Origin of the sequence: Leucobacter chromiireducens subsp. chromiireducens, assembly GCF_016758255.1 — a bacterium.
Taxonomy (GTDB): domain Bacteria; phylum Actinomycetota; class Actinomycetes; order Actinomycetales; family Microbacteriaceae; genus Leucobacter; species Leucobacter chromiireducens.
In genome coordinates this window covers 563,857-589,192 of the sequence record NZ_QYAD01000002.1, presented here as the reverse complement: position 1 = coordinate 589,192, position 25,336 = coordinate 563,857, and the positions used below count along the sequence as shown (strand labels likewise).

At 67.5% G+C, this 25,336-nt stretch carries 26 protein-coding genes and 2 tRNA genes; 6 read left to right on the top strand and 22 right to left on the bottom strand.

Going from position 1 to position 25,336, the window contains the following annotated elements; translation table 11 throughout:
• Window positions 1–30 precede the first annotated feature (30 nt).
• The gene (locus D3226_RS08680; protein WP_202382116.1) at window positions 31–390 is read right to left on the bottom strand and encodes an META domain-containing protein; all 360 of its coding nucleotides are present in this window, start codon (window positions 388–390) and stop codon (window positions 31–33) included.
• A gap of 145 nt (window positions 391–535) precedes the next feature.
• On the opposite strand from D3226_RS08680, the gene D3226_RS08675 reads away from it, so the two are divergent.
• On the top strand, window positions 536–991 hold the full coding sequence (locus D3226_RS08675) for a VOC family protein (protein ID WP_202382115.1): 456 nt from the start codon (window positions 536–538) through the stop codon (window positions 989–991).
• Window positions 992–1,007: 16 nt separating this feature from the next.
• Here D3226_RS08675 and D3226_RS08670 read toward each other — a convergent pair whose 3' ends face one another.
• The 5 genes from D3226_RS08670 to D3226_RS08650 form a co-directional block, all read right to left on the bottom strand.
• Window positions 1,008–1,631, bottom strand: a complete 624-nt coding sequence (locus D3226_RS08670) for a HEAT repeat domain-containing protein (protein ID WP_202382114.1) — start codon at window positions 1,629–1,631, stop codon at window positions 1,008–1,010.
• Window positions 1,628–2,578, bottom strand: a complete 951-nt coding sequence (locus tag D3226_RS08665) for an alpha/beta fold hydrolase (RefSeq protein ID WP_337248942.1) — start codon at window positions 2,576–2,578, stop codon at window positions 1,628–1,630. Before D3226_RS08665 ends, D3226_RS08670 begins: the two co-directional genes overlap by 4 nt.
• Window positions 2,579–2,781: 203 nt before the next feature.
• Entirely contained in the window at window positions 2,782–3,426 is a 645-nt protein-coding gene (locus D3226_RS08660; RefSeq protein WP_202382113.1) for a TetR/AcrR family transcriptional regulator, read from the bottom strand.
• Window positions 3,427–3,483: 57 nt separating this feature from the next.
• Window positions 3,484–3,557 (bottom strand) — tRNA-Cys (locus D3226_RS08655).
• A gap of 16 nt (window positions 3,558–3,573) precedes the next feature.
• Window positions 3,574–4,938 (bottom strand): aminotransferase class I/II-fold pyridoxal phosphate-dependent enzyme, encoded by a 1,365-nt coding sequence (locus tag D3226_RS08650; protein WP_202382112.1) that lies wholly within the window; start codon window positions 4,936–4,938, stop codon window positions 3,574–3,576.
• An 88-nt stretch (window positions 4,939–5,026) separates the two neighbouring features.
• Here D3226_RS08650 and D3226_RS08645 point away from each other — a divergent pair, with 88 nt between their 5' ends.
• Both D3226_RS08645 and D3226_RS08640 read left to right on the top strand, forming a co-directional pair.
• A complete protein-coding gene (locus D3226_RS08645; RefSeq protein ID WP_202382111.1) occupies window positions 5,027–5,806 on the top strand; it encodes a YggS family pyridoxal phosphate-dependent enzyme in 780 nt (259 codons plus the stop codon).
• Window positions 5,807–5,947: 141 nt separating this feature from the next.
• Window positions 5,948–6,217 carry a GlsB/YeaQ/YmgE family stress response membrane protein gene (locus D3226_RS08640; protein ID WP_202382110.1) on the top strand — a complete coding sequence of 90 codons (270 nt, stop codon included), beginning with the start codon at window positions 5,948–5,950 and terminating at the stop codon, window positions 6,215–6,217.
• A gap of 102 nt (window positions 6,218–6,319) precedes the next feature.
• Here D3226_RS08640 and D3226_RS08635 read toward each other — a convergent pair whose 3' ends face one another.
• From D3226_RS08635 to D3226_RS08615, 5 genes are all read right to left on the bottom strand, one after another.
• Window positions 6,320–6,637 (bottom strand): DUF7882 family protein, encoded by a 318-nt coding sequence (locus D3226_RS08635; RefSeq protein ID WP_237462589.1) that lies wholly within the window; start codon window positions 6,635–6,637, stop codon window positions 6,320–6,322.
• Between the two features lie 67 nt (window positions 6,638–6,704).
• Entirely contained in the window at window positions 6,705–8,456 is a 1,752-nt protein-coding gene (phnE, locus tag D3226_RS15055) for a phosphonate ABC transporter, permease protein PhnE (RefSeq protein ID WP_202382108.1), read from the bottom strand.
• Window positions 8,453–9,292 carry a phosphonate ABC transporter ATP-binding protein gene (gene phnC / locus D3226_RS08625; RefSeq protein WP_202382107.1) on the bottom strand — a complete coding sequence of 280 codons (840 nt, stop codon included), beginning with the start codon at window positions 9,290–9,292 and terminating at the stop codon, window positions 8,453–8,455. Before phnC ends, phnE begins: the two co-directional genes overlap by 4 nt.
• 103 nt (window positions 9,293–9,395) lie before the next feature.
• Window positions 9,396–10,349, bottom strand: coding sequence for a phosphate/phosphite/phosphonate ABC transporter substrate-binding protein (locus tag D3226_RS08620; RefSeq protein WP_202382106.1), 954 nt, complete (start codon window positions 10,347–10,349; stop codon window positions 9,396–9,398).
• A 90-nt stretch (window positions 10,350–10,439) separates the two neighbouring features.
• The gene (locus D3226_RS08615) at window positions 10,440–11,156 is read right to left on the bottom strand and encodes an HAD-IA family hydrolase (protein ID WP_202382105.1); all 717 of its coding nucleotides are present in this window, start codon (window positions 11,154–11,156) and stop codon (window positions 10,440–10,442) included.
• A gap of 154 nt (window positions 11,157–11,310) precedes the next feature.
• Between D3226_RS08615 and D3226_RS15050 the strand changes: the two genes are divergently transcribed.
• Window positions 11,311–12,069 carry a UTRA domain-containing protein gene (locus D3226_RS15050; protein WP_202382104.1) on the top strand — a complete coding sequence of 253 codons (759 nt, stop codon included), beginning with the start codon at window positions 11,311–11,313 and terminating at the stop codon, window positions 12,067–12,069.
• Window positions 12,070–12,098: 29 nt separating this feature from the next.
• On the opposite strand, the gene D3226_RS08605 is transcribed toward D3226_RS15050, so the two are convergent.
• Both D3226_RS08605 and D3226_RS08600 read right to left on the bottom strand, forming a co-directional pair.
• Complete coding sequence (locus D3226_RS08605) at window positions 12,099–13,031, bottom strand: diacylglycerol kinase family protein (protein WP_202382103.1); 933 nt, start codon at window positions 13,029–13,031, stop codon at window positions 12,099–12,101.
• 149 nt (window positions 13,032–13,180) lie between these two features.
• Entirely contained in the window at window positions 13,181–13,549 is a 369-nt protein-coding gene (locus tag D3226_RS08600; RefSeq protein WP_237462587.1) for a hypothetical protein, read from the bottom strand.
• Window positions 13,550–13,601: 52 nt separating this feature from the next.
• Between D3226_RS08600 and D3226_RS08595 the strand changes: the two genes are divergently transcribed.
• On the top strand, window positions 13,602–14,054 hold the full coding sequence (locus D3226_RS08595) for a MarR family winged helix-turn-helix transcriptional regulator (RefSeq protein ID WP_202382102.1): 453 nt from the start codon (window positions 13,602–13,604) through the stop codon (window positions 14,052–14,054).
• On the opposite strand, the gene D3226_RS08590 is transcribed toward D3226_RS08595, so the two are convergent.
• From D3226_RS08590 to D3226_RS08570, 5 genes are all read right to left on the bottom strand, one after another.
• Window positions 14,051–14,953, bottom strand: a complete 903-nt coding sequence (locus D3226_RS08590; protein ID WP_202382101.1) for an SDR family NAD(P)-dependent oxidoreductase — start codon at window positions 14,951–14,953, stop codon at window positions 14,051–14,053. The genes D3226_RS08595 and D3226_RS08590 overlap by 4 nt on opposite strands.
• 96 nt (window positions 14,954–15,049) lie before the next feature.
• A tRNA-Gln gene (locus tag D3226_RS08585) sits at window positions 15,050–15,124 on the bottom strand.
• A gap of 127 nt (window positions 15,125–15,251) precedes the next feature.
• Window positions 15,252–16,190: a universal stress protein gene (locus D3226_RS08580; RefSeq protein WP_202382100.1), complete on the bottom strand. Its 939-nt coding sequence runs from the start codon at window positions 16,188–16,190 to the stop codon at window positions 15,252–15,254.
• Window positions 16,187–17,716, bottom strand: coding sequence for an amino acid permease (locus D3226_RS08575; protein ID WP_237462585.1), 1,530 nt, complete (start codon window positions 17,714–17,716; stop codon window positions 16,187–16,189). The genes D3226_RS08580 and D3226_RS08575 overlap by 4 nt, the downstream gene beginning before the upstream one ends.
• Before the next feature lie 184 nt (window positions 17,717–17,900).
• Window positions 17,901–19,484, bottom strand: coding sequence for an aminotransferase class I/II-fold pyridoxal phosphate-dependent enzyme (locus D3226_RS08570; protein WP_202382099.1), 1,584 nt, complete (start codon window positions 19,482–19,484; stop codon window positions 17,901–17,903).
• A 122-nt stretch (window positions 19,485–19,606) separates the two neighbouring features.
• Between D3226_RS08570 and D3226_RS08565 the strand changes: the two genes are divergently transcribed.
• Window positions 19,607–20,527, top strand: coding sequence for a LysR substrate-binding domain-containing protein (locus tag D3226_RS08565; protein ID WP_202382098.1), 921 nt, complete (start codon window positions 19,607–19,609; stop codon window positions 20,525–20,527).
• Between the two features lie 8 nt (window positions 20,528–20,535).
• Here D3226_RS08565 and D3226_RS08560 read toward each other — a convergent pair whose 3' ends face one another.
• From D3226_RS08560 to wecB, 4 genes are read right to left on the bottom strand one after another with little or no spacing between them, the layout of a single operon-like run.
• The gene (locus D3226_RS08560; RefSeq protein WP_202382097.1) at window positions 20,536–21,525 is read right to left on the bottom strand and encodes a Ppx/GppA phosphatase family protein; all 990 of its coding nucleotides are present in this window, start codon (window positions 21,523–21,525) and stop codon (window positions 20,536–20,538) included.
• An 18-nt stretch (window positions 21,526–21,543) separates the two neighbouring features.
• Window positions 21,544–22,305, bottom strand: coding sequence for a deoxyribose-phosphate aldolase (gene deoC, locus D3226_RS08555; RefSeq protein WP_202382096.1), 762 nt, complete (start codon window positions 22,303–22,305; stop codon window positions 21,544–21,546).
• Complete coding sequence (locus tag D3226_RS08550) at window positions 22,302–23,759, bottom strand: glycosyltransferase family 2 protein (RefSeq protein ID WP_202382095.1); 1,458 nt, start codon at window positions 23,757–23,759, stop codon at window positions 22,302–22,304. Before D3226_RS08550 ends, deoC begins: the two co-directional genes overlap by 4 nt.
• Complete coding sequence (gene wecB, locus D3226_RS08545) at window positions 23,756–25,225, bottom strand: non-hydrolyzing UDP-N-acetylglucosamine 2-epimerase (RefSeq protein WP_202382094.1); 1,470 nt, start codon at window positions 25,223–25,225, stop codon at window positions 23,756–23,758. The genes D3226_RS08550 and wecB overlap by 4 nt, the downstream gene beginning before the upstream one ends.
• Window positions 25,226–25,336: the final 111 nt, after the last annotated feature.

The window sequence follows — 25,336 nt, the reverse complement described above, 5'->3', positions numbered from 1 at the left end:
CCGCGCGGCTGCCCCGAACCCCCTCCGCAGCTACTTCGCGCGGGTCAGGGTGCCGAGCTCGCCACCATCGCGGTCGAGCACGGTGAGGGTGTTCCCATCGACAGTTGCCGTGCCAGCGAGCGAGAGCCAGGTGTCGACACCCTCGCAGAACTTCCGCGTCGTCGCGTAGCGGCCAAAGTCAAAAGTGCCCGCGTCCACGGTGCCGGCGCCCACCATGGTGTTGCAGCCGTCGGAGCCGTTGAACGCACCGTCCTCCGTGATCTCCAACGTTGGCGCGTGCTCCCCCGAGCCCTTCCACGAGCCCGTGAACGACGGTCCAGCGGCGCAGCCACTCAGTGCAAGCACGGCTGCAGCGGACACGGTAGCGGCGGTCAGGAGGGCTCGACGCATGGGCAGACTCTTCTCTCGGGATGCTCTCTGGCGCGGTATGTGACGCCTATGAATAGTGTATCGACCGCCTTCGACATTGTCGGAGCGAATTCTCCTCACGCGAGGACGGCTTCCCCTTCTCTGCGGAGCTGCGTACTCTGAGAGCATGGCACTCAACTGGAAGATCGTCATCGACTGCGCGGATCCGCACGCCCTCGCAGACTTCTGGGCGGCAGCGCTCGAGTACACCGTGGAGGATCCCGGGCAGCTCGTCTCCGAGTTGCAGGAGGGCGGAAAGATTCCGGCAGGCGAGGTCCTCACGCATCTGGGGAGCCCCCGCTTCGTCGGCTACGCCGCGATCCGCCACCCCGAAGATCCGTTCAACGCGTTCACCGGCGTCGGCGCCGGCCGTCGCATTCTCTTTCAGCGCGTGCCCGAGCCGAAGCAAGGGAAGAATCGCGTGCACCTCGATCTGCACGACGATGGCGGCGACATCGAGTCACTCGTGACCCGCCTTGAGGCGTTTGGCGCCCGCCGCATTGAGTACGTGGACGAGGGGCCCGCGGGCCGCTGGTGGGTGATGGGTGACCCGGAGGGCAACGAGTTCTGCGCCGCGGCCTGACCCCACGCCCGCCGCACTAGCCGTCGAGGTAGAACGTGCTCTCTGGATCGTGAACGATGCGCTGCGTCGCCACAGCGTGACTGCGCACCGCGGGGTCACTACTGCGCGTCGCCGCATCGAGCACCGGGTCGGCGTCTTCCCCCAGCGCAACGAACGCTCGTGCGAGGCTGCGCTGCACATCGATGTCTCCGCGCCCGAGCTCGCCCGCGAGCGCATCAGCAAGCGCTCGCTCCGCACCGGGCGGGGCAAGCTGAACCGAGGTGCGCCAGGCGGCGCGGGCCACCTCGTCGTCGGGGTCGTGCAGGTGCGCGGCCGTGATGTGCGACCAGCTCGCGGGGTCGCCGATCTTCGAGAGCGTGTGCAGCGCCTGGCTCCGCGCCTGCGGAGTCGATGAGTCGAGTTCAGCGGTGATCAGCGGGAGCGCGTCAGCCGCGGGGTGCCGCACAATCGCCCAGGTGAGCATCTCACGCACCTGGAAGTCGTCCTCCACAGCGCAGCGCGCCACCAGAATGGGCAGCTCAACCGGAACAGGAGTGGTGCCGGCTGCGAGCGTGGCGTTCAGTCGCACCTGCGCGTCACCGTGCGCCAGCGCGCGGGCGCGCGACGATGCCGATGCAACGGGCTCAGGGTTCTGGTTCATTTCTGCAGCGTAGCAGCGAGGAACTCCTCCGTTGCAGCCACCGCTTCTTCGCTCTGTGTGTGGTGCAGGTAGTGATCCGCGTCAATCTCGAGCGTCACCGCATGATCCACCGTTGCCGCCTGCGCCTCGTGCATCGCAGTCCAGGTGGGGAACGCCGGGTTGTTCGCCTGGTACATGAGGAGAACCGGCAGCGAGCTCGGGAAGGTCTGGCCCTCCGCTCGGGCGAAGTTGCGGCCGAGCAGATGCACCTCGTCGAGATACGTGGGAGCCATCGAGTTCTTCATCGTGGTCACGTGAATACGTTCGCGGTCCGTGTCCGTGTACGCGGGGTTCTCCGCGAGCGGATCACCACCGAGCGCGGTCATCACCCGCAAGAGCCCCAGCCCGCGGATCGCCGGGGCAGCCTGAATGATTGCGGGAACCTGGTCCATGCCGGGCTGCTCGGGCACCGAGGTATCAATTCCAACGAAGGCGGTCACCTCGTCCGGGTAATTCGCTACGTACTCCAGCGCGTAGAGCCCCGTGATCGAGTGCCCCATGAGCACATACTCCGCAACGTCGAAGTGCTGCACCGCGGCGTGGATCTCACGAACAATGTTCTCGGTTGTCCGCGGGGTATCGGCCTGATCGCTCAGGCCGTAGCCGAAGGGCTCAACCGCGAGGATGCGGTACTCGTCTTCCAGGCCGCGGATCACGGGAGCGAAGTCAGCGACCGGCGACGAGGTGCCCGCGCCCGGCGTCAGCACGATCGTCGTCTCCCCCGAACCAAACTCCGCAACGTTCATCTGTTTCCCGTCGACCTCCACCAGCGTGCCGTACGGCGCGAGCGCGGCCACCTCGCGCTCCGTTTGCACGAGGTTCACCACCGAAGTTGTCGCGAGGGCGGCGGCGAACACGCCGACCACCGTTCCCATGCTGATGAGCGTGATCTTGAGGGGCTTCTTCACGGTGCTGCTGGAACCAATCGTTTGTGGGCAAACAAATGCCCCACCAGTCTGGCAATCGCGCGACCCGCGAAGCTGGCAATTCCCGCATCATCGGCTGCGCCAGTGCTGCACCCTAGTTCCGCACAATAGTCGCGGAGCGACACGAGACCCCACCGTACTCGTGCCGCTCCGCGGTCGCACCCGGCCCACTCAGGACTGGAACGCTAGTTCACCGCCTGAGCACCGCGCATCCACGGTGGCACGAGGTCAGTGATGTGTTGAGCGAGAGCCCCAGGCTCGAGCTCGAGATCACCGAGAAGCCAGCTCATGAGCACACTTGCCACACCGGAAGACGCAAAGTTCGACGCAATGCTCACGCTGACCTGGTCTGGGATGGGGTGGAGCCTGGCAAGGTGATACTCAAGCGCCCCCGCGAGCACATCCGCGAGACCTCGCTCGCTCACGCCTGGCGGAGACATCGCGATCACCGCGCGGTAGAACGCCCAGTTCTCTTCAAAGTGCGCGACCAACTGGCGGTTCGCCCGGCGAACTCCGAACTCAAGGCCACCTCCCGCGACATCGGCTTCCGCCAAGACTGCGATCGCTACGAGCCGCGTGCGCTGCAGGTAGAGCGCAAAATCGCCCAGACCCTCGAAGTGCTTGTAGAACACGGAGCAACTCACGCCCGCGCGCCGCACAAGTGAGGTCACCGAAATGTCGGCGTGCTCGCGCCCCAGCTCCTCAGCAGCCGCGCACAAGCGCTCGCGCACGGCCACGCTGCGCGGGTCAGTGCTGTGCACGACCTGCCGCACGGACCGTTCCTGCGCCCGCGTCTGCCCCATGCGGGGTGCGCCCGAATGGCTCGACATGCTGACACGGCAACACGCTCATGGACACGTGTCTACGAAACCGCGGCGCTTTCGCGCTGGAGGTGGGGGCAGGATTCGAACCTGCGTGCACGGCTTTGCGAGCCGCGACCTCTCCACTCGGTCACCCCACCGGAAGTACTGCTCAGCTCAGTCGAATTCCACCCCTCCCATTGCCGCCCACGCAAGATCGTCGGCGAGCCGAGCCTGCTCGGCGTCATCAAGCGCGTGCACAGTCAGCCGCACCCACGCAGCGAACGTCGCGCCGAGGGCGAATTCGTGCCCCCCGCGGGCGAGCCATCCCCGCTCACGCAAGCGCGGCAGCATGTCAACGGCGGGAGCACCGGTGCGCACCCACACATTGAGCCCGTCCCTCCCGCTTCCCGTAAGCCCGACGCGTGCGAGCTGTGCCACAAACGACGACGCCCGCTCCGCGTAATGCGCAGACGCGCGCGCCGTGCGCTCGTCGCTCCCGGGTGCCGTCAGCAGCGCGAGGCTCACCCGCTGCAGCAGGTGACTCACCCACGTGATGCCTCCGCTGATCCTCAGTGCCAGCTGCTCCGCCGTGAGCGGATCACTGGCGACCAGCGCCACGCGAAGATCTGGGCCCAGCACTTTCGACAGCGATCGCACGAGCGCCCAGCGCCGATGCGTACTTGGCACGATCGTCGCGTAGCGCGCAGTGGAAAGGAGTGCGAAGTGATCATCCTCGATGATCAGAACATGCGGGAAGTCGGCGAGCACCGCGCGCAGCTCCGCCGCGCGCTCTTCAGTGAGACTCACCCCCGTGGGGTTGTGCGCGCGCGGCGTACACACGACCGCACGCGCACCCGCTTCGAGTGCACTGCGCAGCTCGTCCGGCCGCATCCCCGCCTCATCGACAGTCACGGCAAGTGGGCGATAGCCCGCCTGCTTCACGGTGCTGATGCTCGTGAGAAAGCAGGGGTCTTCAAGCGCCACAGCGTCACCCGGAGCCAGGGCTTGTGCGAGCAGCCGTTCGACGCCGTCGACCGCCCCGGAGGTGACCGTCAGCGCAAAGGGACGCGACTGATCCCGCGCGATCCACTTCGTCGCCCACTCAGCAAGCCCGGGATCACTGGTCGCCTCGCCATAGACCCGTGGGGGCGCGGGCGCGAGGCGAACCGAGAGCGGATCCGGCAGGAGCGCAGGATCCGGGTTCCCGTGCCCCACATCCCGGAGCAGTGCTCCCCGATCACGCGCGTCCTTGACCGCTCGCCCCTCCTCCGGGAGCACCGCGAGCGGATCGAGCAGGATCGTGCCGCCGCCGCGCCTCGTCACGGCGATGCCTGCGCTCACGAGCAATCGGTACGCGGCGAGCGCCGTGTTCCGGTTGACTCCCAGCTGCTCCGCGAGTGCACGCACGGGCGGCAGAGCGTCGCCCGGCACGAGGCTCCCCGCATCCAACTGCGCACGAACACTCGCCGCGATCTCCTCGGCGGTTGCGCCAAAGAGTGCGGTTGCCCCCGCCCCTGCGGTGCGTCGCGCCTGCTGCATACGTTCTCCTCGCGGCGGGGTTCGGCGACCCCAACGCACCGAATCCCCGCCATCTCTGTCTGACAGCACCCATGCTACGGTTTGACCTATGACAAGTCAATCGGATGCTGAACTGCCCATCCACGACTTCCCCACCGCAACCGGGGTGACGGACTTCGTGCACAACATCGCCGCCGTGCGCGGCAAGATCGCCAAAGCCGCTGAACGCGTGGGGCGTGAGCCGCGGGAGGTGCGCCTGCTCCCCGTCAGCAAGACGGTACCCGAAGACCGCATTCGCCTTGCGGTCCAGGCGGGCTGCCGCGAGCTCGGAGAGAACAAGGTGCAGGAGGCTGCGCGAAAGTCCGCGGCGCTCGCTGATCTCGACGTCCGGTGGTCGGTGATCGGACACCTCCAGACAAACAAGGCCCGCGATGTGGCCGCGTTTGCGAGCGAGTTCCAGGCCCTCGACAGCGAACGCGCTGCAGCGGCGCTCGATCGCAGGCTTCAGGCCGCAGGCCGGTCGCTCGATGTATTCGTACAGGTGAACACCTCCGCGGAGCCGCAAAAGTACGGCTTGCCACCGGAAGACGTCGCGGCGTTCCTCAAGACGCTTCCCCACTATTCGGCGCTCCGCGTGCGCGGCCTCATGACGCTCGCCGTGTTCAGTTCGGACACCGAGCGCGTGCGCGCCTGCTTCAGCCGGCTCCGCACACTGCGCGACCGTCTGCGCGACAGCGATCCCGATCTGCTGGGGGACGCCGGCTTATCCATGGGCATGTCGGGCGACTATGAGATCGCGATTGAAGAGGGCGCGACCTGCGTGCGCGTCGGTCAGGCAATCTTCGGGGCGCGCCAGGTGCCAGACAGCCACTACTGGCCGGGGCTCTAGGCCGCCACGACCGGTGTGACCGGAGTGACACAGATACTCCTCTCACGCGGAGAACGCAAGCCCCTGTCTTCTCACCTCGACACGGGGTAGCTTCGGCCCCGTACCGAGCGAGACTCGCTTGGCCGGAAAGGGGCTGAAATCATGAGTTTCCTGGCTTTTCTGATCCTCGGCTTGATCGCCGGAGCAATAGCGAAAGCGATCATGCCAGGTGAACACGGCGGAGGCTGGTTCACAACACTGATCCTCGGCGTGGTGGGCGCCATGCTCGGCGGCTGGCTGGGCGGGTTGATCTTTGGCGCGGACATGGGTGCCTTCTGGTCGCTGCAGTCCTGGCTCCTCGCAATCGGCGGCTCGATTGTCGTGCTGCTGCTCTTCGGCCTCTTCGCAGGCAGGAAGGAGGGCGCGCACTAGCACGCGGGCACCGCACATACCCGCGGTGGTTCACGGGGCGCCGGGGCTGCATGTCCCCGGCGCCCCGCCCGCGCGTGCGAGCGCGTCGTTTGGCTGGAGCGGCTAGCTCAGCTCCGGGTGCTGGCGCGCGAACGTTTCCGCTTCTTCCTCGCTCACCACGACGAGACCCTGCGCGGTGTGTGAGCGGGCGGTGAGCACGCGCAGCCACACCGGATTCAGCTCGGGTGCGCGGCTCCCCGCAAAGCGGAAGCCGAGCGCGACGTGTGGCGACAGCCACAGCGACACGCGACCGCTCCCCTGCTCCGGAGTCTTGCTCCAGCTCAGGTAGCAGCTCTCCTGCGTGCGCAGCTTCTGGCCGATCACGACCTTCAGATGCGCGAGCAGGCGATCGTCAAACTCGTACTCATGCGTTCCGTGCATCAGATAGCCCATGAGCTGATCTTTGCATGCCTTTTCCCTGTTCGGGTAGCTTTCGCATGCCTTCCGCTTACGAGAGCAGGCGGCGCAGCCAGGAAGAAAGCCCCTCAACCGCGAAGACGATCACGAGCACGCACAGGAGCAGGAACAGCAGCTCGTGCTGGTTGATGCGTGCGGCCGCCGAGAGCATGTAGCCGATGCCTCCGCCGCCGACGATACCGAGCACTGTTGCAGAGCGGATGTTCGTGTCAAGCAGGTAGAGCGTGTGCCCAATGAACGCGGGCACCGCCTGCGGGAATGTAGCGCCGGCGAAGACCTGCGTGCGGCCTGCCCCCACCGCCGTGAGCGCGCGCTCCGGGCCCGGGTTCACCTCCTCGAGCGAGTCGGCCACGAGCTTGCCGAGCAGCCCCACCCCGCCGATGCCGAGTGCCAGTACCGCGGCGCCAGGGCCCAGCCCGGTGAGGATGATGAAGAAGAGCGCCAGGAGTAGTTCGGGCAGACCTCGGATCACGACGAGCAGGAACCGCGCGGTACCGCGCACGGCGGGGTTCGGGGCCACATTTCGTGCCGCGAGCGTGCCAATGAGCAGCGAGAACACCACTGCGAAGAGCGTTGCCGCAAACGCGATCTGCACGGTTTCGAGCAGCGCGACGGCCACCTCGCCCCACTTCTCCTGCGCGAGCGCGGGTGGCCAGAGCCGCCCCACCGCGATGCCGAGGTTCTGCCAGAAGTTGGCGAAGCTGCTCCCCTGTGTGCCCGCGATAACGATCGAGGCGGCAAGGACCGCGGCTGCGCCCCAGATCAGCGCCGCCAGTCGCACCCGATCTGGCGTCCACGGCACGCGACCCGCGCGGCCCAGCCGGAGCTGTGCATCGGCACGACGCGAGTCAGCAGCACGATACGCGGGATCCGGGGTCCACCGGCGCACCAAGCGATGCGCGATGCTCCGACCCGCGGGCTGCGCCCCGAGCAGGGAGCGGCGAATCAGCGCGGACGCGATCTCGAAGGCCACGCACAGCACAAAGATGATGATCGCGAACGGCATCGCCGCGCGATAGTTGAGCGTCTGCATGGCGATGCTCAGCTCCTGGCCCAGCCCGGCCACCCCCACGAAGCCGAGGATCACTGAGACACGCAGGTTGATATCCGCGCGATGCAGCACGATTGCAATGTACGCGGGGAGGATCTGCGGCCAGACGGCGCCCCAGAACTGCTGCGACTTGCCGGCCCCCGTCGCGCGAAGCGCCCGCACGGGCCCGTCATCGATCTGCTCGATCGCGTCAGCCGTGAGCTTGCTGATCATGCCGATTGAGTGAATACCGAGCGCAAGCACGCCCGCGAGTGCGCCCTGACCAATGATCAGCGCGAAGATCATCGCCATGATCGCGTCGGGTGCGGCACGAGTCGTCACCCCGAGGAAGCGGCCGAGCACACCACTCGCACGGCTCGGCGCGGTGTTGCGCGCCGCAAGGTACGCAACGGGGATCGAAATGGCTGCCGCAAGGGCGGTGCCGCAAAAGACGATCGCGAGTGTGAGGGCGCACAGCCAAAGGGTTTCGCCCACGGTTGGCCAGACAAACGGCACGGTGCGCGCGAGGAACGACCCCGCGTACTCGGTGCCGCGCACCATCTGCTCGAACGAGAGGCCGACGCCACGGAACGACCACAGCGCCGCAGCGAGCAGCGCGAGGAGGAGTGTCGTTGCGATGACGCCGTTCCGGCTCGGCGCCGGGAGCGTGACGCGGCGCGCGTTGCCCGAGCCGCGCGGAGTGCGCTGTGGAGTGCGCTGGGGAGTGCGCTCGAGGGTCGTGCTGCCGCTCACGCCGTCACCCCGGAGAGCGCGGGGACGGGGTGAGCTTCGGGATCCCGATCGAAATCCGAGAGCGGAAGCTCGGCGACGTTCGCGGGCGCAACCTGGCGATACACGCGCATGACGGTCTCACGGTCGAGCCCGGCGGCCGGGGTATCGAGCACGGTGGCCCCGTGCCGCAGCCCGACGATGCGGTCTGCCCACGACAGGGCGAGATCCACCTGGTGGAGCGTGCACAAGACGGTCAGTTCGCGCCGCACCGCGATCTCGCGGATGAGGCGCATGACCTGCTGGGACGACTCCGGGTCGAGGGAGGCGACGGGCTCATCTGCAAGGAGGATCTCGGGATCTTGCATGAGCGCCCGAGCGATTGCGACGCGCTGCTGCTGCCCGCCCGAAAGCGTGTCCGCGCGCTGGAAGGCGTGCGCTTCAAGCCCTACCTCGGCGAGCAGGTCGAGTGCGCGCACCCGGAGCGCGCGGGGGTAGCTCAGCAAGCCGAGGCGCGGACCCCGGAGCGTGGCGAGTGCTCCCGTGAGCACGTTCTCGAGCACGGTGACCGGGCCGACCAGCTCAAACTGCTGAAAGATGAAGCCGACGCGGCTGCGCAGCTCGCGGAGTGACCGACCGCGCAGGGCCGACACCTCGGAGCCGAGCACACGCACCTCACCGGAGGACGCGGTCTCAAGGCCGTTCAGATGGCGCAGCAGGGTGGACTTGCCCGAGCCTGAAAGGCCGAGCAGCACCACAACCTCGCCGGCAGCGACGTTGAGGGAGACGGCATCAAGTGCGGTCGTGGGGCCGAATTGCTTGCTGACGTCTGCGAGCTGGATCACCGGGGTGGGTGGCATGTGCGGGGCTCCTTCGGGCGGGAGGCGGAAGTGTGTGGGAGGGAAGATCCGGGCACGGGGCCCGACGCAACGCGCCGAGCCCCAGAACCGGTGGACGCCGTGATTACGGCTGGCACTGCGCGGCGCCGGTCTCCTCGCAGACCTTGCGCACGCTGTCGTAGTAGGAGTCCTCGACCGGCACGAGCTCGTAGAAGAACGCCTTGAACGCGTCGGTCACTTCGATCCCCTCAGCCGCGATCTCGTCGAGCGTGATGTTCTGCAGCGCGTCGGAGAGGCTCTGCTGCACGTCTCTCGGCAGGTTCGTCGACATGACGAGCGGCGCACCGGGCACGGTCACCCGGTTGATCACGGTGAGATCGCCCTCGGCGAAGAGGCCATCCGCGATGCCGGTGGTCTCGACGACCGCGTCCTCAGCGAAGCCTGCATCGCACTCGACGCCCTGCGCGGTCTTCTGCGCCGACGCGTCGTGCCCGCCTGCGAACACGGGGGTGACATCCTTCTCGGGTTCGAGGCCAACCGCGAGCAGCTCGGCGCTCGGGTAGAGGTATCCGGATGTCGAGCCGGGATCGACGAAGCAGACCTTCTTGCCCTTCAGATCCTCAATCTTCGTGATGTCCGACCCCTTCGGAACGACGGTGAGCGACTCGTATCCGGGCTCCTCACCCTCGGTCGTCACGGTCACGCCGAGGGGGGTGAGCTTGGCGCCGCCGTTGGTGGCCGCGACGTAGGTGAAGCCGGAGAAGTTGCCAATGTCGATGCGGCCGGCGATCGAGGCCTCGACGAGCGCGGCGTAGTCGGTGGACTGGACGAGCTCGACCTCTTTGCCGGTCTTCGCCGCAATGTAGTCGACGAGCGGCTGGAAGTTGCTGTCGACCGACTGCTGGTCCGGGACCATGCCCATGACCAGCGTGTTCTCGTCCTTCGCGAAGCCCTCGGCGGAGTTCGAAGTCTCGGCGCCGTCAGCGGCCTGCTCAGCGGCGGGCGCGCAGGCGGCGAGCGTGCCGACGAGGGAGAGCCCGGCGACGAGAGCGAGTCCGCGGCGGAGTGATGCGTTCACGGGGTGTGACCTTTCGGTTGTGAGTGGGGTACTGCGGGTGGGTGATTCAGGTGAAGTTTGGAAGGTTTCGCGGGCGGCGAGGTGATCGGCTCAGCGCCGTGCGGGCCGCCGCGCAGCCAGTGCGCGCACCCAGACGGGGGTCGCGCCACGAAGGTCCGGGACGACGGCGTCGGCGTGCTCTGCCCACGAGGTGTCTTCAGCTCGGACGAGCACTGCGGTGCATCCTGCGGCGAGCGCGGCGCGAAGCCCCACCTCGGAGTCCTCAAACACCACGCACTCGGCGCTCTCCCGCCCCAGCAGGCTGGCAGCGATCCGGTAGGGGGCGGGATCGGGCTTCGTGGCGGGCACGTCGTCTGCGGTCACGAAGTAGGAGAAGGCGCTGAGGTCGACGTGGCGTGCGGCGGTTTCGAGCCAGCGGCGGGAGGAGCTAGTCACGAGGGCCATCGGGATCCCGGCCGCGCGCAGCCCCGCGAGCATCTCTTCGGCGCCAGGGCACCACTCGATCGTGCCCTCGAGCGCGGTGAGCGAGGCTTCCTCAAGGAGCTCGCCGATCGTGCGCTCGCTGAGCGGGCTGCGCAGCTCAGCGCGGATGAGCTCGCCCGCCTGTGCAACGGTGGCGCCTTCGAGGCGGGAGATGAGTTCCGCCGATGCGATCCCGCCCAGGTCTGCGACGACCGCGCAAACAGTTTCGAGCCAGGTGCGCTCGGTGTCGAGGAGGGTGCCGTCAAGGTCGCAGAGCACAACACAGGGGGCGAGCGAGGTGGTGTCGCTCGGCACAAGTGCTTCGGAGGCGGGAATGCTGTTCACCCGTTCATTACGGCGCGTGCGGATGAGCAGTTGAGAACCGTGCGATGAACGGGATCTGAACGTTTTCGGACGTCCCCTGTGGTGGCGCGGACAACTGCGCACGGCTGTTCAAAACCTCGCCGCCTGGGGAGATGACGGGCGCTAACCTGGCCCCGTGACTTCCCCGCGTCCCACGTCTCACCGCGATGTTCTCCGCGACCTCCTCGCTCGTATTGTCGACGGCGAGTTCGTCGCTGGCACGGCGCTTCCCTCGGAGACCCGGCTTGCCGAGCGCTACGGCGTTGCCCGCGGCACGGTGCGCAATGCGCTCGCGGGTTTGGAGGACCGGGGCATGGTGTCCCCCGTGCAGGGTGCGGGCTGGATCGTGCAGTCGACGCTCCACACGCAGAGCTTTGTTGAGCTGCGTTCGTTCGCGCAGTGGGCGCGCAGCAAAGGGATGACGCCTGGTGGGCTCGTGCACGCGACCGAGCGCGGGAACGCAAGCTCGGCGGAGGCACGCAAGCTGCGCGTCGCGTCGCGAAGCGCGGTGCTGCGCGTTACGCGCACGCGCACCCTGGGCGGCCGGGTCGTGATGTTGGAGCGCACGACATACCCCGGGTGGATTGCCGAGCGCATTGCGACGATCCCCGCGGATGAGGCGTCGGTTGTTGACGTGATGCAGTCGCAGTTTGGGGTGACCACGGCGCACGCGGACCATGCGATCGATGCGGTGCCGGCGTCGAGCGCGGATTCGGCACTCCTCGGAGTGCGCCGCTCGAGTCCTCTGCTTCGTGTACGCCGCACGAGCTACACGGCCAGCGGGCAGGCCATCGAGTACGGCGAGGACCGCTACCTCCCGGACACGGTCACCTTCCAGGTGCAGGCGTCAAGCGTCAGCAACACGCTCACCCGCAGCGAGTTCTCTGACGCGTAAGCTGCGGTCGCACCATGTGTGCCGAGGTCTCAACGCACGCGCAGCGCGCCCGGCTGCACCGAGATCTCGATGCGGCTCACCTCACCCAGCTCGTCGCCATCCACCTCGAACACCCGCGGTTCGGCGAGGTCCACGGTGAGCGCGGTGAAGCGCTCGTGCGCGGCACTCGCGCTGCTCTCCGCGGAGTCACCCCCGGTGAGCATGCGCTTCACCCCGTTGTCCCAGACCATGTTGCGCAGGGTGTCCGCCCACCCGGCGACGCCGTCGGCACGCAGGAGCAGGAGATCGAGCTTGCCGTCGCTCGGGTCTGCGTCGGGCAGCAGCGTGATGCCGCCCTGGAGCATGCCGCAGTTTCCCACGATCAGCGTGTGCGCGTGCTCGTCGATGGCGGCTCCCCCATCCCGTGCGAGCTGCAGGTCGATGACTTCACTCGCGGCGACCGCGCGGCCGAGCGATTCGACGTAGGCAAGCCAGCCCGCACGCGCCTTCAAATCTTCGTCGGTCTCCGTGATCATGTGCGCATCGATCCCGAAGCCGGCCATCACCGCGAATGCGTGGCGCTCCGTCCCACCGTCGGCACGTGTGAGCTCCACCCAACCCAGATCAATCTCGGTGCCTTCCTCAGAAAACGCCCGATCACACGCAGCGGCGGGGTCGCTGAGCGGCACCCCCAGGTTTCGGGCAAGCAGGTTGCCGGTGCCGAGCGGAATGATCCCGAGATCGGCCTCCGCTGAGCCCGCAAGCTCCTCTGCCACTACGCGCACCGTGCCATCGCCGCCTGCGGCAAGCACCAGGGTGGCGCCGGCGTCGAGCGCCGCTCGAGTGGCTGCTCGCCCTGGATCGTCCGGGCTCGTTTCGTGCCAGCTCAGGTCATCCGAACGGTCGGAGGGGATCGCCTGTTCGAGATCCTCCCGACTCGTCTTCGACGGATTCCACACAATCCCTACGCGCGCAGCGTTCACAGCTCATCCCTCCGACAGTGGCGGGCCCACCGCGCGAGGGTCCGCTGCGATGGCACCCGTCTTACTTCGAGCCTAGAGGGCGTGCTCGACTGTCAGGCTGAGCAATCGGTGGCAGTTCAGCGGGGCGGGGCAGCACCCGCGGCTGGGGATCAGCGTGAGGGCGACTCCCCCGACGCAGCGGCGGGTGCCTGGGCGTCCACCTCGCTCGACTCGGCTACGTCTTCCTCGGCTACGTTTTCGTCGGCCCCGTCGCCCTCAGCAACGGGCTCCTTCGGGCACCGCAGATGCGTCGGTTTTCCTGGGCCACCGCGGTCGATGCGATGCAGCTTCATCGAGTGCCCGCACACCGGGCACTTCGGATCTGCCGGCTGAACGTACGCGGGCTCGCCACGATCGCCGAGCTGCGCCGGCCCTTCGAACTGGTAGAAGAGGCGCTGCACGGCAGCATAGAACCCCGGCACCCCGTCGTAGGGAGTCTTGTGCCAGAGATGGTACTTTTCTCGTTTTTGTTTGCGCACAAACAAAATGTTACCACAGAACGTTTGTGCACAAATGAGTTAGAATCTGAGCATGGCAACCGAGTCAACTCCCGAGGATCTGCTGAAGCTGGATCGCCAGGTGTGCTTCGCCCTCGCCGTGGCGAGCCGCAGCGTCATCGGCGTGTACCGCCCCATTCTTGAGCCACTCGGCCTCACCCACCCGCAGTACCTCGTCATGCTGGCGCTCTGGGAGAACGCACCGATGCGCTTCAGGGACCTCGCGGACTCGCTCCGCCTGGATCCCGCGACGCTCTCACCGCTCGTGAAACGACTGGAAAGCCTCGGGCTGATCGCGCGCCAACCGGTCGCAGACGATGATCGCACCTTCGCCCTCGCGCCGACCCCCGAGGGGGCAGCCCTTCGCGAGCAGGCCCTCGACGTTCCGCCCGCCGTGATCAGCCGCCTCGGGCTGCCGATCGAACGACTCGAGGCGCTGCGCGACGAACTCACTACGATCATCGCGGCGGTCGACGCGGGCGCCTAACTCTCGTTGGGGCCGCTGTCGCCCCGGCCGGTGAACTCATCCATCGAAGAGTAGACCTTGAAGACGCGCCCCGCTACGAAGTCCCAGGCCCGCGTCGGCAGCACGCCGCGAAACGCCAGTGCAAGCTTCACCGTCCACGGCTTCGTCACGACCGGCGTGCCCCGCAGCATGCCCCGCCAGGCTGCCGCGACGGCCCGCTTCGGTGTCATGATCGGCGTCAGGAGGGGCCCGCGCGCGCCCGCAAACATTCCTGTTGAGATGTAGCTCGGGCAGAACGTGGTGACCGCGACGTGGGCGTGGCCGGTGCGCTCCAGCTCCAGTCGCAGCGACTCACTCCACCCGATCATTGCCCACTTCGACGCGGCATACACGCTCATGCGCGGGTTCGGCAGCGTGCCCGCGGCTGACGCGATGTTGAGGATTCGCTTGGGGCGCGAGCGATCATCGAGCATGGCGGGCAGCACCTCCCGGCTCAACCACATCGGGGCAATCGCATTGACGCGCATAGTGAGTTCGATGTCGCGTTCGGCGTCGTGCTCCCAGAACAGCGCGCCCCGCACGATCCCCGCATTGTTGATCAGCACATCGGGAGCACCGAGCTCCTCGCGGACCCGCGCCATCCCGCGAGACACCGCATCGCGATCCGCAATGTCGATCGCATACGCGCGAACGGTGAGTGTGGAAACGTCGGATTGGGATCGCGCCCCTCGCCCAGCTGCCCGCATGAGTTCCGCGGCAAGCGCCTCGGCACGATCCCGGTCAACGTCCCAGAGGGCGATTGCGGCAGCGCCCTCCCGCGCGGCCCGACGCGCATAGAGCTCCCCCATGCCCCGCGCAGCACCCGTGATGAGCACCGTTGCGCCACGCACTACAGACTGTTCCGCTTGCTTCTTCGCCATGCGGCCAGCGTAGTCCCGGCAACACCTGCCGAGCACAGTTCCCGTTCCGCGGAAACAAAAAGCCCCTGGCTTTCCGCAGAAAGTCAGGGGCTTTGGTGGCTGGGATACCAGGACTCGAACCTAGAATGACGGTACCAGAAACCGTTGTGTTGCCAATTACACCATATCCCAATGTTGGAAACTGCTCTCCGGAGGAGCGCCGCACCGAGAGTTAACTTTACCCGCTCGTGGCCCCGAACACCAAACCGGCCCGCGGGAACGGGATCCCGGGCGCGCCATGCGGCCCGGGATCCCGCGGTTAGCTTCCGCTCCCCTGCTCGACGTACCCGTCGGCAGCACGCCGCGGCACAAAGACCACGGGGGCAGGCGCGTGCCGCACGATCTTTGCCGCGTGCGAGCCGAGGGAGATCCGTGCGAGCGCGCCCGCGCTACTCGAGCCGAGCAGCAGCACCTCTGCGGGACCCCACGGGATCGCGCGAAGCGCCGCACGCCAGTCCTTCCCAGCACCGACGACCAGCTCCACGGCGCTCGGCCGCGGGGCACGCCCGTCGATCTCGCACTCAAGAGTCGCCGCACGTTCTCGAATGAGGGACTCCCACTCAGCGATCACCGCGTCTTCCGCAGCAAAGCCGATCGCGGCACCGAGGAGGCCCCGTGGGCGGGGGTGGAACGAGGCGATGCGAACGCTCGCCCCCGCTTCCGCGGCGACGGCCGCCGCTGCGAGCACGAGCTCCCCTGAGGTGTCGGATCCGTTGTACGCGGCGGTGATGCGCTCGAGGCGAGCCCCGGGCTCCGCCACATACCCGTGCGGGGCGATTGCGACCGGCAGCTCAGCGCTCTGGAGCAGTCCGATCCCGACAGATCCCAGCACGATGCCATCGTCAGCACCGTCGCCCGGCTCGCCCGCCTCGCCGAGCACCAGGCGAACGGCTCGCGCGTCCTCGCACACTTCGAGGAGCCCACGGCGGGCGCTGGACGCAGAACGGATGACGCTGCGCACTTCGAGGTCGTCGAGCGCGCTCGCGCACTCCTCGCGCACTCCCGCAATCGCCTCGGCCGCGGCGGCTTCGAGGTAGCGCAGGTACTCTCCGTCCACACCGCCACCGCCCGGGGTCCAGCCCGCAGGGGTGACCGCGGCAAGCACGAGGGGCTGAGCATACGAGCGAGCGAGCAGCGCACCCAGGTGCACGGCGGCCACGGACGGGTGCCCCGGGGCGATTCCGACGACAACGGTCATCGCTCGCCCCGATCCCGATCGAGGGGTGCGTTCTCGAGATCGAAGTCCTCGTCCGCGAGCTCATCCGCACTGGAATCCGCGTAGCGGTACTTCCCGGGGCCGGTGAGCACGATCATGCCCGTGTCGATACGGTGGCCGAGCACTGAGTTCTTGCGGCCGGTGAAGTAGTACCAGACCAGCACGATGATCGTCCACGCCGCGAACACGAAGATCGTGATGGGGCGGAGATCCTTGATGATCCAGAGGCAGCCGATGATCGACAGGATCGGGATCACCGGGTAGAGCGGCACGCGGAACTTGCGCTCCAGGTCGGGCTCACGCCGGCGAAGCACCATCACGGCAATCGAGACCACGAGGAACGCGGCGAGCGTGCCGATCGAAGTCATCTCGGCGAGGAAGTTGATGGGCAGCACTCCCGCGAGGACCGCGACAATCACGGAGACAATGATCGTGTTCGCGATCGGGGTCATGGTGCGCGGGTTGACCTTCTGGAAGATCTTCGGCGCCATGCCGTCGCGGCTCATCGCAAAGAGAATACGGGTCTGGCCATACAGCACCACCAGGGTCACGCTGAAGATGGAGATCACGGCCCCTGCGGCCACCACGGTGCCCGGCCAGGTCGCCCCAACGATGTTCTCAAGGATGGCAGAGAGGCCCGCGCTCTGACCCGCGAAGTCGCCCGCGGCCTGGGCGCCAAGCGCGGTCACCGCGACGAGCACGTAAACGGCGGTGACGATAATGAGCGCGGTGATGAGCGCGATCGGCAGATTGCGGCGCGGGTTCTTTGCCTCATCGCCGGCGGTTGCGACTGCGTCAAGACCAACGAACGAGAAGAAGATAATGCCGGCGCCCGTCATAATTCCGGTGAAGCCGAAGGGTGCGAAGTTTGCGAAGTGGTCAGCGTTCCAGCCGGTGATACCCACGGCGACGAAGAAGAGCAGCACGGCGATCTTCGTGAGCACCATGAGCGTGTTTGCGATCACGGACTCGGATGTACCGCGGATCAGCAGGAGGCAGCAGAGCCCGATCAGGATCACTGCGGGCAGGTTAATGATGCCGCCTTCCTCGGGCGCATAGAGCAGTGCGTGCGGGAGCTCCCAGCCGAGCAGGTTCACGAAGAGCTGGTTCACGTACTGCGACCAGCCGACCGCGACGGCGGCGGTCGAGACGCCGTACTCGAGGAGCAGACAGGCGGCGACTCCCATTGCGGGCAGCTCGCCGAGCGTGCTGTAGGCGTAGGAGTACGAGGAGCCCGACACGGGCACGCTGCTCGCGAGCTCCGCGTAGCACAGCACCGACAGCCCGGCCACGAGGCCGGCGATCACGAACGACCAGAGCACTGCAGGGCCCGCAATCGGCACCGCCTCGGAGAGGATAAAGAAAATACCGGTTCCGATTGTGCCGCCCACGCCGATGAGCGTCAGCTGGAACAGACCGATGCTGCGCTTGAGCTCGCTGCCTTCCTCACCGCCATCTCGGGGAACGGGCTTCACTCGGAAGAGCTGCTGTCGCAGGGTGCTCGCCATGTCAGTCTTACTCCAGACTTCGTTGTCTCACGCGGCAGTGGCCGCGATCGGTCGTACCCGGCGCCAGGGTGCTGAGCGCCGGTGATCCAGTTGCTGGATCATGCGGGGAGCGGCGTGAGCGCGCCGCTCCCCACCGCACCCCGGAGCGGATCTTGTCCGTTCCGGGGCGCACGTGTGGGTGGGGCTACGGGTTCCGCACGACGCGGAACTGCGAAACATCGGGATCGACCGCCCCGCGCACGTAGCCCGTGGGAGATGCGGCCACCGCGTGCAAGAACTCGACCGCCGCTGCGGTGATCTCCTCGCCGGGCATCACGTTCGGGATTCCCGGCGGATACGCCGCGAGCGTGTCCGCGGAGACGCGGCCCACTGCTTCGGCAGCCGACACGAGTTCAGTGTCACCGAAGAAGCCCTCCCGCGGCGAGAGCCGACGGGTGCCCGGCGCGGGGAGCGCGGGGAATGCCTCAACGTTTGCCTGCTCGGCGCGCGCGGTGGTCGCCTCGGGTGACTCGACCACGGCGACAAGCGCGGCGTAAACCGCGTCGACGTCCGGCGTCTTCCCGGCACCGATCACCGCAACGATCGACGTGGCCGTGGACATCTCGAAGTAGAGCGCATGGTCGGCGATGAGGCGGTCACGCAGCCAGTGGCCGGAGAGTCCGGTGGCCGAGACGTCGATCGGCACTCGGAGCAGGTCGGTGTCCACGATGTCGGGGAACGCGTCGAAGTGATCACTCACCACGTCGAAGCGCTCGTCAGCGCGCAGCAGTTCGCGCAGTCGCTTCGCGGTGGCAACCGAACGGCCAATCGCCGCCTCGCCGCCCACGAGGGCGGCACGCGCGATATCCAGCGAAGCGCGCAGAATCGCACTGGTCGAGGTGGATGCTGTCATCGAGAGCGCACGCTCCACGAGCGGCTCGAGCTGCTCCGCGTAGGGGCCATGCCCCAGGTGCAGCATCGCAGACTGGGTGAGCGAGCCGGCAAGCTTGTGCGTGCTCGAGATCACGAGGTCGGCGCCGAGCCGGGCGGGCGACTCCGGCAGTTCGGGGTGGAAGCCGAAGTGCGGCCCCCACGCGCCGTCGACGATGAGCGGTGCGCCGTGGGCGTGCGCCACCTCAGAGAGGCCCCGCACATCAGAGACGGAACCAAAGTAGCTCGGCGAAATCACGTACACCGCCGCTGCCGGGCGACCGTCAGCCGCAGCCTCCGCGAGCGCGCGATCGAGCGCCTCGGGAGACACCCCGTGCGCCATACCGTTCGCGTCATCGACCGCGGGGAACACGTACGAAGGTGTGATGCCGGCGAGCAGCACACCGTCGCTGAAGCTCGAGTGTGCGCTGCGCTGAGCGAGCAGGTGCTCCCCCAGACCACGCGCCGCGAGCGCCGCCGTGCGATTCGCCTGCGAGGCACCGTTTGTGAGGAACCAGGTGCGCTTCGCTCCCCACGCATCGGCGGCAAGCGCGAGCGCTTCGTCGAGCGGCGAGTCGCTCTCAAGATCAAGCCCTTCAAGCAGCATGGGGACGTCGAGACGCAGCGCCCGCTCCCCCAGGAAGTCGGCAAGCCGCCCGCTGATCCCACGGTCGCTTCCGCCGTGCCCGGGCACCATCAGCTGCGTCGGATCGCGCTCGATGTAGCGCTCCAGCGCATCCGCAAACGGGGTGCGCTCGTGTCGGCGGAGACGGTCATCGCGAGCGGTGCTCGCCTGGTCGAGATCGGCGGTCTCGAGCGTCGCAACGCGCGCGTCGGACGTGGCATCTGCATGGAACATGAGTTCCATCCTGTCCGGGAAGGGCGCCCAAATGAATCCTCAGATCCCTCAGGACTCACATACGCCATATGTGGCAGAATTGACGTTTGTTTCGACGCACACTATATGGAGTAGGTGACAGGGTGATCGATCTTCGCCAGCTGCAGGCGCTGCGTGCGGTGCACGCAACGGGGTCGGTCACACAGGCGGCGCGCATACTCGCGTGGAGCCAACCCACCGTCGACTACCATCTCCGCAATCTCGATGCGCTCGTCGGGGCACCACTACTCGAACGCAGCTCACGCGGCAGCACGCTCACCCCAGTCGGGCACCTGGTACTGGATCGCGCACGCGAGATCCTCACGCTGAGCGAGCGCACGCTGCACGACGCCCGCGAGTTCACGCAGATGGGCCAGACGCGGCTCCGGTTTGGCACCTTCCCCACGGCCGCGGCCCGCCTCCTCCCCTCGATCGCCGCCCAGCTGAGCGATCTGAGCATCGAACTCGACGCCGTGCTCGAAGAGGTCTCCCCGCTCGTGCGCGACGTGAACCGCCGCGAACTCGACGCCGCGCTTCTGTACTCGGTGCCCGGCCACGACCTGCCGTTTCGACCTGACATCGCCACCGTCGAGGTGCTGCGCGATCCGCTGATGCTGGCGCTCCCCGTCGGGCACCCGCTGGCCGACCACTCCTCGATCAGCATGGAGACGCTGCTCACCCTCCGCACCGAGCGCTGGCTTCTCGGTGCAACCGAGGACGACCCCATGGACGCCGTGGTGGTCGACGCATTCGCAGCCGCTGGCTACACGCTTGAGGTTGCGATCCGCTCCGACGACTTCCAGGTCATGCTCGGCATGATCGCGGCGCGCATGGTCATCGGACTCGTCGCGCAACTCGCCGCCGGCCACAGCCACCCCGGCGTGATCCTGAAGCCCATCGAGGATCCAACGTTCGCGCGTTCGGTGCTGCTTGCGGCTCCGACCGAGCCGAGCACGGGCCGGCCGTCAGCCGCCGTGCGCCAGCTCGCGCTCGCAATCAAGCAGGCGGTTGCCGAGGCCGAGTAGCCTCGGCGCTACGCCGCGGTGGCAGGATCCCGATCAGGATCCTGCTCCGCGTCGACCGGCTCTGCGCCGCGGCCGTCGAGCGCATCGATGTACCGCAGCACGATCCCCTCACGGAGCGCCCACGGGGAGATGGTCAGTGTCGACACCTCAAACACCTTCATCGCGGTGCGAAGCACCACCGCGCCGGCCATGATCTGATAGCCGCGCTCAGGGGTAATGCCGGGCAGATACTCCCGCACGTTCGAGGGCATGTCCCGCAGCGTCGGCTCCCACTCGCGCAGACCTGTGTAGTGCAGCGGGGCGAGATCGCCCGTCTCGGGATCCGGCGGGCCACCGATGAGGCGCGCAAGCGAGCGAATGGTCTTCGAGGTTCCCACGACCCGCTTCGGCCTGGGCCGATCAAGAAAGAGCTCTTCGCGCACGCGTGTGAACTCGGCCCGGGCGTGCGATCGCAGCGCCGAGACCGCCTCACGCGTGGGCGGATCCTCGGGGAGGTAGTTGATGGTCGTGCGGCCCGCTCCCAGCGGCAGGGACACCTGCACATCGGGGTACTCGTCGACGCCCTGGGCGATCTCGAAGGATCCGCCGCCGATGTCGAAGAGCAGGATCTCGCCGGCCGACCAGCCGAGCCAACGGCGCACCGCGAGCATGGTGATTCGTGCCTCATCTTCGCCCGAGAGCACGTCGAGCACCACTCCGGTCTCGCGCGTCACGCGGGCGAGCACGTCCTCACCGTTCGGCGCCTCGCGAATCGCGCTCGTCGCCGTGCAGATGAGGTCGTCGACCCCGATCTCGTGGGCGGTGCGCACCGACTCCGCGATTGCCGCGATGATGAGCTGCACACCCTCCTCGACAATCGCACCCTCGGCATCGAGATATCGCATCAGCCGCAGAATGGATCGTTGCGAGTGGTACGGGTTGGGGCTCGCGCCGGGGTGCGCATCGACCACCAGTAGGTGGACGGTGTTGGAACCGACGTCGATCACTCCGAGGCGCATATCCTCAGTCTAGAGCGCTCAGTATGCGCCGCCCGCACCCGGGAGCTGGATCGCCCCCGTGGCAACGGACACGCCCGCCGAACCCGCGGCGGAAGACGATTGGTGCCCCCAGCTCTCGAGAATCGCTGCGGTTCCCGACACTCCGAAGCGGGTGGCGCCGGCGGCCGCAAGCTCGCGCACCGCTGCCGCCGTGCGGATTCCTCCCGAGGCCTTCACGCCGAGCCGACCCCCCACGGTCTCTGCCATGATCTGCACGGCGTGCACGCTCGCTCCTCCCGCCGGGTCGAAGCCGGTGGAGGTCTTCACAAAATCGGCTCTGGCGGCTTCCGCGGCGCGGCAGGCAGCGACGATCTGCGCATCGCTCAGCGCGGCGGTCTCGAGGATCACCTTGAGCACGACGCCGGGCACCGCGTCGCGCACCGCCTGGATCTCGGCCTGCACGCCGCCCCAGTCGCCGGCACGCGCAAGGCCACGGTTCATCACCATATCGATCTCGGCGGCACCGTCCGCAACCGCCTGCGCGGCCTCGGCGGCCTTCACCTCGGCGGTGTGGACGCCGCTCGGAAAGCCCACAACCGTGACGATCTGCACGGCGCTACTGCGGAGCGGAGCTGCGGCATCCTCCACCAGCGTGGGGCTGATGCACACGCGCCCGACCCCAAGCCTGCGCGCGTCGAGCAGGAACTGCTCAAGCTCGGCCGGTGTGGTGCCCGGCGCGAGGAGTGTGTGGTCTGCGTTCGCGAGGAACGTCTCAGTGGTGAAATCTGCGGCGGTGGTCATGCGGTCTCCGTCCCTGGGGTGAGGGGGCTAGGTGCCGGCCCCGGCGCGGGCGCAATCGCCTCGCGCTTCGTCTTCGCCCAGCTGTTTCGTCCGATCAGCTGTCGCAAGAGTGCACGATACACGACCGGGTAGATCAGCCACGAGTAGAAGAGATAGAGGTGCGCGAGCAGCAGGTTCATGAGAAACGGTACGAGCCCGGGCCGGCGCCGGGCAAAGAAGACGCCCGCGATGCCCGGCCCCGCCGAGAACACGTAGAAGAGCACGATGATGAAGATCGACCAGTGCGGCCGGTACAGCCCGAAGGCGAGGAAAATCACGCTCAGCACCACCGACAGGCCCACGATGGCCTGCACGATCGGCGTCAGGAGGTACCAGAGCTGGTCAACCTTCGCGACGAACCCGAGGTGCGGGTTGCGCATGCTCGGCCAGATTCGATCCAGCACCTGCCACGCGCCCTGAGACCAGCGCGTCCGCTGTCGATACAGCGCACGCAGCGAGTGCAGACCTTGCTGATTGATGGTCACCACGGTCGACTGCGCGCCGCGCCACCCGGCGTGGATGAGCCGCAGCCCGATGTCCTGGTCCTCGGTCAGCCGCCCGGCGAGCCACGGTCCGCGGTTCCCAGCAGTGTCCTCCTCGGCGACGCTATCGAGCGCGGCGAGGCGGTTGAACTGCCCGTTCCCGCCCATATTTGCGGTGCCCCAGGCGACACGACCGAGTTGGAACACGCTGCCAAACACACCGAACTCGAGGTCTTGCGCCCAGGTGATAAACCCGTGCCGGTTATAGATGCGTACCTGCGACTGCACGCCACCCACGAGGGGGTCCGCGAAGGGGGCTGCGACGCGCCAAGCCTCCGGGTCGAGCCGTCCGTCAGCGTCAACAATGGTCACGATAACCCGAGCCGGGTCCCAGCCTGCGTACACGCCGGAGCCCAGAATTCGTGCGTGAAGATAGCGCCACGCGTCATTCAACGCCTCGGACTTTCCTTGACGCGCGTTCGGAGGCACCCGCGTGAGCACGGTGAGCTCGGGCGCTGCAAGCCCGGCGAGAATTTCCCCCGTCTTGTCGCTCGAGCCGTCATTGATGACGAGGATCCGTTTGTGGGTCACCTCGACCTCGAGCAGCCGGCTCACCGAGTCGGTGATCGTGATCTCCTCGTTGAGCGCAGGAACCATGAACACCCACAGGAAATCGTCCTCTCCGGACTTCTCCCGCGGCTGCCGATCAACGTCGCGCAGCTCGCGGCGGATCAGCGCTGCTCGAATAATGAGCACGATGAGTGAGACGAAGCTGCCCAGGATGCACACGAGAGCGGCCCAGAAAATCGGGATCGCCCAGATCGGCAGCCCGTCGTAGAGGTGGATGAGGAAGTACAGGATCTCCCCGATACTGGGCACGGTGAATGCGGGATGCAGCGCCACCGCGGTGTCACCCGCGAGTCCGGCCGTCATTCCGCCCCGCCCGCGGCCACCACCGCTGCGGGCGCGTGGGGAAGCATGGCTGCTGGGTCGGCGGCAGTGTCAAGGGTGCGGGCAAGCTCCACCGCGGAGACCGCAACGGAGGCGCCCGAACTCGCGACCGCGAGCTCGGGGGTCACCGAGGCGTGGCGAGGCTGCACCCCCGAGCTGAGTGGGGCGCCTCCCTCATCGCCGTCGCGATCGAGTCCGAGCCGCCGCAGCACGGCATCGCGTAGCCCGTTCCCGGAGAGTTCGTGCGGTGGCTCCCCCGCGCGCAAAATGTGTTCGAGGGCCTGCACGATGCGCTCGGATGCGTGACCATCGCCGTACGGATTCGGCTTTGCCGCGCGACGAGCGTGCTCCAGGTCATTTTCGAGCAGCACGGCCGCCTCAGCAATGATTCGATTGGGATCGGTTCCCACGAGTGTCAGCGTGCCAGCGTCGACGCCTTCACCTCGCTCAGTCGTGTCCCGAGCCACAAGCACGGGGGTGCCGAGCGCGGGTGCCTCCTCCTGCACACCGCCGGAGTCGGTGATGATGAGCCGGGCGGCGCCCATGAGGTGAGCAAACGCGAGGTAATCGCGGGGCTCGACAAGCAGCGCGTTCTCGCGGTCACTGAGCGCATCGAGCAGCGGGCCACGGGCAACTGGGTTCGGGTGCATAGGCACGACGAAACGGGCGTTCGGGTACCGCTCGCTGAGTTCACGGATCGCCGCGGCAATCCGCTGCAGGCCAGCGCCCCAGTTCTCGCGCCGGTGGGCAGTGACGAGCACGATGGGGTGCGCGGGATCCGGCTCCAGGCCTTCAAGCCCCGGGCCGAAGCCGCTCGCCTCCGCCGCAGCCCAGCGCAGCATATCGATTGACGTGTTTCCCGTCACGATGACGCGATCGTAGTCGACGCCCTCCCGCACCAGGTTCATCTTGTTGGCGGTCGTCGGTGCGAGGTGCAGCGCCGCGATCCGCGAGATCAGCTGCCGGTTTCCCTCTTCGGGGAACGGGGAGAGCAGGTCCGAGGTTCGCAGGCCCGCCTCGACATGCACCACTGGGATTTGGAGGTTGAACGACGCAAGCGCCGCGGCGGCGGCGGAACTCGTGTCCCCGTGCACGAGGCACGCAACCGCGCCACTCACCTCTCGACGCCCGTCTGCTTGGAACTCGGAGGGCACTGCCTGGCCGCTCCAAATCCGGTCGATTCCCACCATGATGCGCGCGAACATCTCGTTCAGGGTGGGGCGCACGCCGTCCCGGGGCTCCGACACCCGGAGGTTCGCGTCGATCCGCAGCCCGGAACGGAGAATCAGGTCCTCAACCAGCTCCATGTGCTGCCCCGTCGCGATCACAACCGGGCGAAACGTCCCTGAGTCTTGCAGCGCCCGAATCACCGGGATCATCTTGATGGCCTCGGGCCTCGTGCCAATGACCACCAGCACACGGGTGCGCTCTGCGTACGGAATATGCATGGTGTCTCCCTCGCGGTCCCCGGCAGCACCACACTGCCCCGCGGCGGCCGCGAATTCGACCGTCCATCTGCGCTGTATTCTAGGGATCCACGGGTGCGGCGCGCCAGACTC